Raw genomic sequence first — 8,428 nt, 5'->3', positions numbered from 1 at the left:
ACACTGCCGCCCTTGACCGCCACTTCGGAAGCGGACACCGCAAGCTGATTGGCCTGGCGCGCGTTGTCGGCGTTCTGCTTGACGGTCGAGGTGAGCTCTTCCATCGAAGCGGCGGTCTGCTCGAGCGAGCTCGCCTGCTCTTCGGTGCGTGAGGACAAGTCCTGGTTGCCCGTGGCGATCTGGCTCGATGCCGTCGCGATGGTGTCCGTGCCCGTACGCACTTCGGCCACGATCTTTGCGAGATTGCTGCGCATGTGCTCGACTGCATGCATGAGGCTCGATTCGTCGCCTGCGTTGACGCGGATGTCCGCCGCAAGATCACCGTCTGCAATGCGGCGCGCCACTTCGACAGCGGTTGCCGGTTCGCCGCCCAGCTGCCTGAGCATCGCACGCCGGATGATCCAACCGACAGCCAGCAGGAGCACCGCCAGCAGGAGTGTGACGAGAGAGAAGTTCACCAGCCGTCCGAGGATGGTGGTGTTCACGGTGTCCACGTAGACGCCCGACCCGACGATCCAGCCCCAGGGCTTGAAGCCCTTGACATACGACACCTTGGGCACCGGCTTCTCGCTGCCAGGCTTGGGCCAGTCGTAGGCCACGAACCCCGCGTCCTTCGCCTTGACCGTGTTCACGAACTCGGTGAAGAGCTTCAACACCGACAAGTCCTTGCGTTGCGAGAGGTCCGAGTTTTCGAGCGCCGGGGTGATCGGATGCATCAGAACCAGCGGCCCCATATCGTTCACCCAGAAATACTCCTTGTCGTTGTAGCGCAGGCCGCGAAGGGACTGCAACGCCTGCTCCTTGGCCTGTGCTTCGCTCAGCTGGCCTTTCTCCGACAGGCCGTGGTAGTAGGCAACGAGGCCGTAGGCAGTCTCGACGGTCTGGCGGACGCTGGCCTGCCGCTCTTCCATGATGAGCTTCTGCTCGGAATGAAGAAACAACCCTGTCAGGGCGATGACGCCGACGATCGCGCCGCAGACGAGCATGCCAAGCATTCGCGCAATGCTCATGGATGGGGAGTTCAGCGACTTTGGCATGGAATGCTCTTGGGTGAATTGATCGGGTTGTCTCCCCCGTTGTTATCGGCAGTCGCCGGCGAGTGTTGAAGGGTTCAGTGGTGCCGAACGCCGTACTTTCTGTAATACGCTAACGGATCCCCGATCAAATCCAAGCTGCAAAATCCCAAAAACCGCCATCTAGAATCAACTCAACATCAAAGGCCGTTAGCGTATTCATGACGCCGATTTCTCTCTTCGACGAAGCACCCGCTGAAACCCATCGCCTGGCATTCGAGCGATGGCTCGATGCGCACCGGGCCTCAGGCTCGATGCGTCGGCCCGCTTCGATTCAGGTCTATCGAGACATGTGGGGCGCGTTCACCGCCTGGTGTCTGGGCCAGTCCCCTGCCGTCACACTGGCCTCGCTCGATCTGCAAGATCTGCAGGCCTTTCAGTCCGCGCGTTTCGGGCGCAAGAGTTCGGACCTTTCGCTCTCGCCGCGCCATGCGCTGAAATTGGTGCGGCTGATCGATCGCGTGCTGCGGCACCACGCCGCCGAGACCGACACGCCGCCGAACATGGCAGCGCACGACTGGCTCGCCGCGCATCCCGAGGTGCGCTATGCCGAGTCTGCACACGCCGATCCATTGCCCGAGTTTCTGTCCGTGGCCGAAGCCCGTCTCCTGATCGCCTTTCTGTCCAACGCCCGGCCGCGGCCGGGCCTTTCGGCAGCGCGGAGGGACACCCATGCGGCTCTCACCTGGCAAGAACTTCGCAATCGCACCTCGGTGGCGTTGCAGTTGGGCGGCGGACTGACGCCCGGCGACGTGCGCGCGCTGACGCTGGCCTCGCCCATATCGCGCGGAGGGCAGGTCCGGGACCGTCCCTGGAAAGTGGCAGTGCCGGGCGACGGCAATTCGCTGGCGCGGGAGACACCGATCGCGGCCTGGGCGGGTGAACTGCTTCAGCACTGGCTGCACGTTCGTGCGAGTTCGCGCATCGAGGGAGGCTTTCTGTTTCCGTCGACGCGCAGCGGAAAGCCATGGGGCAAGGAGTCCCAGTACAAGTGCGCCAGGGCCGTGCTGGAAGATGCCGGCATCGACAGCCGCGAGGGTGGCTCGTTCCGCCTGCGGCATACCTTTGCGCTGCGGCAACTGCGCCGTGGCTTCGAGCCCGAGGCCGTCGCGCGTTGGCTCGGTGTTGAGCCTGCGGTCATGGACCGCTACCGACGCGTGGTGGCCACTCCCATCGACATCGCCTGAAACGGGCGGCGCCAATGTGGACATGCCCGGGATTCACGCCGGTGGCTATGAGGCACGATTGCGAAGCACGACAAGCCGCGAAAGATCCAGCAGGTTGACCGATTCGACATCCACCAATTCCCAATCGTAGGAGAGCACCTGCTCCTCGAAGCGAAAGTCGGAACGAAACCCCACATGTGCCGCAGCGGAGCGGATGGAGCGTTCGAGCAACCACCAGAACTTGCTTCCGCTGAAGTGATTGAGGATGAAGATGGTGCCGTCGGGCTTGCAGACTCTGCGGATCTCTCGCACCAGTTCGGCCGGATGGGGCGTGACGGACAGCACATAGGGCACCGTGACACAGTCGAAGCTCGCATCGGCAAAACTCATCCGCTCCGCATTCATCTGCGCAATGTGAATGTCGTGATGCTCAAGATGGGCGGCACGCTCGCGTGCACGCGCCAGCATTTGAGGCGACAGATCGATGCCCACGATGCGAGTCTTTGCAGGGTAGCTCGCGAGAGCGAGCCCTGTGCCCACGCCGACTTCCAGCAGCGAAGCCGGCCCGAGTTGACTCACCCGCTCGCCCATGCGCTTGCGCCCTGGTTCCAGCACCTGGCCGAAGAGCAGGTCGTACAGGGGCGCCGCCTGGTTGTAGACGCGCTTGACGCCAGATTCGCAGATCTGCACTTGAGTACGCTTCATCGGCCAACTTGCCGGCGGCGCCGGCTCCTGGCGCGCGTTGCTTGCCGCACGGGCGCGTTGCTGTTGCTCTGCGCGGCCCCTGTCTGTCATAGCGTCCTTTCAGTGGTTCGCAAGAAGCTGTGCCGACACAAAGCCGGGCAGTGTCAGACGCCTCGGATTTCCGATGAGGACGTTGCTCCTCTCTCCGACATGGCGTGTGCTCCGCTTCTCACACCGGGCAGACTCAGCATTGCCAGATTGGGTGGGGTCATCCATAGAAAGGAAAGCCATGGCCACCAGCAGCCTCCTCGGCGGCGAGCATGCTTCGCCCAAGCCCTCAGGCACGGAAATCGATGCGCTCGGCCCCAGCGACAGCAGCGACAGCGGCAGCGACGTCCAGACAGATCGAAACCATTCAGCACTGCCTGACCAGAGTTCCGAAGGCGCCTTGCCGATCGCGCACGAAAGCGATACCGCTGCCTCCGGCACCGGCGAACTGGCATCGGCGGACACGAGCGCGCCGGAAGAAAACGCGGACATCCTGCCTGATCGCGTCGGCTACGTGCCCGGCGATGGCGGGAGCGCAGACGGCATTGCCGACGAAGATGCCGCGCAGCCCGACCAACTCGCGGTGCCCGAAGGCGATCGCTCCGATGAAGACGAAGACGAAGACGACGATGACACCGCGTGACCTCGAGATGACTCAGCGGGTCTCTTCGGCCTCGGGCTTGTCTCCGCTCTCCGGCGCGCGCGATGGGTCGTCCTTGGCGCGCTCCGGGCGGGGTTTGCCTTGGGATTTGTCTGTCAATTTGCCGGTCGTGGACGTCTCCGAGTCCTGCCTCGCGCCGCCCGTGTCTCTCGCTTGATCTGCTTGGCCGCCTTGCGGCTTGCCGCCGGGGACTGTCATCCTTGCTGCTCCTTTAAGACTTTGGAGTGTCAAGGCACAGTCCGGCGCGCCGGACGCGGTGGGCGTAGGAAATCCGCGCATCGCATTACCGGACTGTTCGACGTCGAGCGGTTCCGCCTGCCAAACCGGCAGGCGCCTACATCCCCGGCTTGCGATTCCGGATAGCTTTGCAGCACTCCCATGGCCGAATCCAAACTCGCCGTCTACGGTGCCATTGCGGCGAACGTCGCGATCGCGACCACCAAGTTCATCGTCGCCGGCATCACGGGCAGCTCGGCCATGTTGTCCGAAGGCGTCCACAGTGCCGTCGACACCTTCAACGGCATCCTGCTGCTGGTGGGCCTGCGGCTGAGCAAGCGTCCGGCGACGGACGAGCATCCATTCGGCCACGGCAAGGAGTTGTACTTCTGGAGCCTGATCGTCGCGGTGCTCATCTTCGGACTGGGCGGCGGAGCTTCCTTCTACGAAGGCTTCCAGCACATCGCCCAGCCTGAGCCCATGCGGGACCCCACCTGGAACTACGTCGTACTGGCCGCCGCTGCCCTGTTCGAGGGGTCGAGCTTCGCGATTGCACTCCGGCAATTCAGGAAAGAGGCCGGCGCCCGGCCTTTCTGGCGCGCACTGCATGCGAGCAAGGATCCGACCACCTACACAGTGCTGGCCGAAGATTCCGCGGCGCTTCTGGGTCTCGCGATCGCGGCGGCGGGCGTGTATCTGAGTCATCGACTCGGCATGCCGGAGCTCGACGGTGTGGCATCGCTCCTCATCGGGCTCCTGCTGGCGGGCGTCGCGGTGCTGCTGGTCCGCGAATCGCGCGGGCTCTTGATCGGCGAAGGTGTGCGCCCGGAGACCGCACGAGCCATTCGCGCCATGGCACGCGAGCAGCCCGGCGTGCATGCGGTCGGGCGCGTCCTGTCGATGTATCTGGGGCCGAGCGAGGTGCTGGCGGTGATCGATCTCGACTTCGATGACGGCACCTCGACCGAGGAGGCCGGCGATGCCATTGCCGCGATCGAAGCTCGCGTGCGGTCGCGCTATCCGATGATCAAGCGCCTCTTCATCGAGGCAGGCGCTGCCGCTTCAAGCGAATCGGCGCCTGCCGTTCACTAGGGCGTGGTGCGCATGACGGCCGTGGATTCGCGCGGGCTGGAGGCCTGGAGCCGCTCCAGCAGCACCCCGAGCGCCGTCACCCCGATGATCAGCGTTCCCCAGATGGCCAGGGTCAGGAAGGGGCTGAAGTCGAGCAGGTTGAAGGCAGACGAAATCACCTGCAGGATGATCAGGGCCATGATCAGCCCGCCCACCTTGCCGAAGCCGCCGAACGGGTCGACGCCCCCCAGAACGGCCGCCAGGATGGTCACCAGCAGATAGCTCTCGCCGTAGCTCGCGTTGGCCGAGTTGAAGCGAGCCATCATGACCAGCGCCGCCACCATCGCGAGAAGGCTCGACAGTACGTACACGCCCAGCAGAACACGCCGCGTATCCACGCCCGAATAGCGTGTGGCCTTCTCACTCGATCCGATCATGTAGAGCTTGAGGCCGAACGGGCTCTTGCCGAGCATGACCGCCATCGGCACGCACAGCGCCAGAAAAATGAGGAGCGCCACCGGCACACCCAGCAGCGTTCCGTTGCCGAGGAACACGATCGACTCCGGGAAGCCCGAGATCACGTTGCCGCGAGTGAGGCCGATCGACAGGCCCTTGCACATCGTCATCGTGCCGAGCGTGGCGAGGATGGGCGACACCCCCAGCCACGCAATGATGAAGCCGTTGATGAGGCCAACCAGAAGCGCCACGCCAAGGCCGGCAAGGACGGCGATGACCTGCCATGCGACCACCATGGAGCCTTGCGCGCCGGGCACGTGCGTGGTCAGCACCCAAGCCATCGCGAGTGCGCACAGGTTGGCGCAGGCGATGATCGACAGATTGAGTCCGCCCGAGAGCAGGGTGACCATCATCGCCAGCGACAGGATGCCCAGCTCGGGCAGCTGGAAGGCCATCGACTGCAGCGCGCCCACACTGAAGAAGCGGTCGCCCAGCAGCAGGCCGAACAGCGCGAGCAGCGCCACCAGCACCAGCGAAAGCATCGGCACGGTGCCCCCGTGCAGGAAGCGTCGGAAGCTCATCAATTGATCGCCTTTGCCGCGCGGCGCCGGCGCTCCGACCAGGCGGTCATCGAGACCGCCACCAGGATCGTCAATCCCACGAACCATTGGTTCCAGTAAGACGACACACCGATGAGCACCAGCCCGTTTTGCAGAATCGCCAGCAGCGCCACGCCCAGCATCGCACCCCAGACAGTGCCCACGCCACCCGTGAGGCTGGCCCCGCCCAGCACCACCGCCGCCAGCACGTCCAGTTCCTTGCCGACCAGCACCGTTGGCGTGACCGACTGCGCGAGTTGCGCCTGCACGAGCGACGCAACGCCGGCGACGAAGCCAAGATAGCCATACACCAGCAGGTTGAGCCGGAACATGTGAAAACCGAGCCGTTGCGCCGCTTCCTTGTTGCCGCCCATGGCGTAGATCTGTCGACCGATGTTGGTCCGGTTGAGCAGCAGCCATGCGGCCGCGAAAGACAGCACCAGCACGATGATCTGCAGGTTCAGCGCATAGGGCACGCCGCCTGCGTCTTCCTGCTCGAACCACCAGATGCCGTCGCGGAAGAACTTGGGGAGCGAAGTGATGTACTTCCCGCCGGTGGTGAAGATCAAGAGGCCATAGAAGATGTTGAGCGTCGCGATCGACACGATGATCGACGAGATGCGCAGCTTCGTGATGAACACTGCATTGATGAGCCCGCACATCAGCCCGACCGCCGCTGCAATGGCGAACAGTGGCACCCAGCCGAGCCCATGCTTGATGCCGAGTGTCAGCGCTACGTATTGCGCCACCGATGCTGTCGCGGTGAACGAGATGTCGATGCCGCCCGACACCAGCACGACGAGCAGTCCCGAAGCCAGGATGCCGACGAAGGCATTGGAGGTGAGCAGGTCGTACGCGTTCTGCATCGTGAGAAAGCTGCTTGTCGCCAACGAGAGCACGAGCGACAGGACCAGGATCACCGCCAGCAGCCAGAACTCGTGGCTGCGAACAAAGCGCCTCGCGAAGCTGCTATGCATCGACCACCGCCTGCAACTGTGCCTCGGACGCCTCACCCGGCACGCATTCGCCCGCCATGCGTCCGCGGCGCATCACGAGCACGCGATGTGCGTGATAGAACACTTCCGGTATTTCGTCTGATATCAGCAGGATCGCCATGCCCTTCGCGGCCAGTGCGCGCATCACCTCATAGATCCCGTCCTTGGCTGCGATGTCGACGCCGACCGTCGGGCTGTCGAGGATCAGCAGCCTGGGCTGCGTCGCCATCCATTTTGCAAGCACCACACGCTGCTGGTTTCCGCCGGACAGCGTGCGCACCGCGTTGGCCGGATCCGGCGCCTTGATCGAGAGTTCGCGTATCCAGTGCTGCGCCGTGCGCTCGCGCGCAGGCTCCGGCACGAGGCCGATGCCATTGGCCAGCTTGTCGAGCACCGTCAGCAGGATGTTCGAGGCGATGGGCTGCTCCAGCACCAGGCCCAGGTTCAGCCGGTCTTCGGACACATAGGCGATGCCCTCCTCGATGGCTTGCGCGTTGCTCTTGAGCGCAAGCAGCTTGCCTTCCAGCCGGATCTCCCCGGAGGTGGGGCGGTTCATGCCGAAGAGCGAAAGCGCGAACTCGGTACGGCCAGAGCCGAGCAAGCCCGTGAGCCCGACGATCTCGCCAGCGCGAATGTCCAGGCTGATGTCGTCGTACTGCCCGCGGCGCGTGAGATGACGCACCGACAGCACCGTCTTTGCCTGAGGCATCGCCGACACGGAGGTCTGATAGGCAAACGCCTTTCCGGTCATGAGGTGCGCGAGCTTCCTGTCGTCCATCTCGGAGGCCGGGTAGTCGCCGACCTTCGCTCCATCGCGCAGTACCGTCACGCGCTCGGCAATCTTCATCACCTCATCGAGTCGGTGCGAGACAAAGACGATGCAGATCCCATGGCGCTTGAGATCGGCAACGAGGCGCACCAATGCGTCGACCTCGTGCCGCGACAGGGACGCAGTCGGCTCGTCCATGATCACCAGCTTCGCGTCAGCGGCCATCGCACGGCAGATCGCAACCAGCTGCCGGTTGGCAATGGACAAGTCTTCCACGCGAGCATCGGGGTCGAGCGAAGCGCCGATGCGCGCCATCGCCTCCGCGGCAGTGGCACGCAGGCGCTTCCAGTTGACCGTCTGCAACGGCCCCAGGTGAGTGGCGACGGAGATGTTCTCCGCGACGGTCAGGTTCGGAAACAGCGACAGGTCCTGGTAGATCACCTGAATGCCTGACGCCGTCGATTGCACCGGATCGAGATGCAGGTACTCCCGCCCGTCGATGGCGATGCGCCCGCCCGGTTCCGGAGCCAGCACGCCCGCGATGATCTTGATCAGCGTCGACTTGCCCGAACCGTTTTCGCCGACCAGGCAGTGCACTTCGCCCGCCGGCAACGTCAGATCGACATTGCGCAGCGCGACGACGCCGCCGAAGTGCTTCGAGATGCCCCGCAGTTCGAGGAAGTTGGCCAA

At 64.1% G+C, this 8,428-nt stretch carries 9 protein-coding genes; 3 read left to right on the top strand and 6 right to left on the bottom strand.

The features are described 5' to 3' along the window. A partial coding sequence (locus AC1DEK_RS29150) for a cache domain-containing protein (RefSeq protein ID WP_478128805.1) occupies positions 1–1,037 on the bottom strand: 1,037 nt, incomplete at its 3' end. A gap of 197 nt (positions 1,038–1,234) precedes the next feature. Here AC1DEK_RS29150 and AC1DEK_RS29145 point away from each other — a divergent pair. After that, on the top strand, positions 1,235–2,260 hold the full coding sequence (locus AC1DEK_RS29145; protein ID WP_478128804.1) for a tyrosine-type recombinase/integrase: 1,026 nt from the start codon (positions 1,235–1,237) through the stop codon (positions 2,258–2,260). A 45-nt stretch (positions 2,261–2,305) separates the two neighbouring features. Here AC1DEK_RS29145 and AC1DEK_RS29140 read toward each other — a convergent pair whose 3' ends face one another. Continuing rightward, the gene (locus AC1DEK_RS29140; protein ID WP_478128803.1) at positions 2,306–2,944 is read right to left on the bottom strand and encodes a class I SAM-dependent methyltransferase; all 639 of its coding nucleotides are present in this window, start codon (positions 2,942–2,944) and stop codon (positions 2,306–2,308) included. Positions 2,945–3,212: 268 nt separating this feature from the next. On the opposite strand from AC1DEK_RS29140, the gene AC1DEK_RS29135 reads away from it, so the two are divergent. Further along, entirely contained in the window at positions 3,213–3,614 is a 402-nt protein-coding gene (locus AC1DEK_RS29135) for a hypothetical protein (RefSeq protein WP_478128802.1), read from the top strand. 12 nt (positions 3,615–3,626) lie between these two features. Here the strand turns inward: AC1DEK_RS29135 and AC1DEK_RS29130 are convergent, their stop codons facing one another. Continuing rightward, a complete protein-coding gene (locus tag AC1DEK_RS29130; protein WP_478128801.1) occupies positions 3,627–3,830 on the bottom strand; it encodes a hypothetical protein in 204 nt (67 codons plus the stop codon). Between the two features lie 180 nt (positions 3,831–4,010). Here AC1DEK_RS29130 and AC1DEK_RS29125 point away from each other — a divergent pair, with 180 nt between their 5' ends. Beyond that, on the top strand, positions 4,011–4,940 hold the full coding sequence (locus AC1DEK_RS29125) for a cation diffusion facilitator family transporter (RefSeq protein ID WP_478128800.1): 930 nt from the start codon (positions 4,011–4,013) through the stop codon (positions 4,938–4,940). Here AC1DEK_RS29125 and AC1DEK_RS29120 read toward each other — a convergent pair. The 3 genes from AC1DEK_RS29120 to AC1DEK_RS29110 are packed head-to-tail and all read right to left on the bottom strand — an operon-like array spanning position 4,937 to position 8,428. Next, complete coding sequence (locus AC1DEK_RS29120; RefSeq protein WP_478128799.1) at positions 4,937–5,956, bottom strand: ABC transporter permease; 1,020 nt, start codon at positions 5,954–5,956, stop codon at positions 4,937–4,939. The two genes, AC1DEK_RS29125 and AC1DEK_RS29120, sit on opposite strands and share 4 nt — an antisense overlap. After that, positions 5,956–6,951 carry an ABC transporter permease gene (locus tag AC1DEK_RS29115; RefSeq protein ID WP_478128798.1) on the bottom strand — a complete coding sequence of 332 codons (996 nt, stop codon included), beginning with the start codon at positions 6,949–6,951 and terminating at the stop codon, positions 5,956–5,958. Before AC1DEK_RS29115 ends, AC1DEK_RS29120 begins: the two co-directional genes overlap by 1 nt. Beyond that, positions 6,944–8,428 (bottom strand): sugar ABC transporter ATP-binding protein, encoded by a 1,485-nt coding sequence (locus tag AC1DEK_RS29110; RefSeq protein WP_478128797.1) that lies wholly within the window; start codon positions 8,426–8,428, stop codon positions 6,944–6,946. Before AC1DEK_RS29110 ends, AC1DEK_RS29115 begins: the two co-directional genes overlap by 8 nt.

It is taken from the genome of Variovorax sp. 10N420, assembly GCF_056394705.1.
The sequence above is the reverse complement of the archived record's forward strand: the minus strand, read 5'-3'. Positions and strand labels throughout refer to the sequence as shown.

Coding starts and splice junctions, on each gene's coding strand:
- AC1DEK_RS29140 (WP_478128803.1), bottom strand. CDS start 2,944: ATGAAGCGTACTCAAGTGCAGATCTGCGAATCTGGCGTCAAGCGCGTC.
- AC1DEK_RS29125 (WP_478128800.1), top strand. CDS start 4,011: ATGGCCGAATCCAAACTCGCCGTCTACGGTGCCATTGCGGCGAACGTC.
- AC1DEK_RS29130 (WP_478128801.1), bottom strand. CDS start 3,830: ATGACAGTCCCCGGCGGCAAGCCGCAAGGCGGCCAAGCAGATCAAGCG.
- AC1DEK_RS29115 (WP_478128798.1), bottom strand. CDS start 6,951: ATGCATAGCAGCTTCGCGAGGCGCTTTGTTCGCAGCCACGAGTTCTGG.
- AC1DEK_RS29120 (WP_478128799.1), bottom strand. CDS start 5,956: ATGAGCTTCCGACGCTTCCTGCACGGGGGCACCGTGCCGATGCTTTCG.
- AC1DEK_RS29145 (WP_478128804.1), top strand. CDS start 1,235: ATGACGCCGATTTCTCTCTTCGACGAAGCACCCGCTGAAACCCATCGC.
- AC1DEK_RS29135 (WP_478128802.1), top strand. CDS start 3,213: ATGGCCACCAGCAGCCTCCTCGGCGGCGAGCATGCTTCGCCCAAGCCC.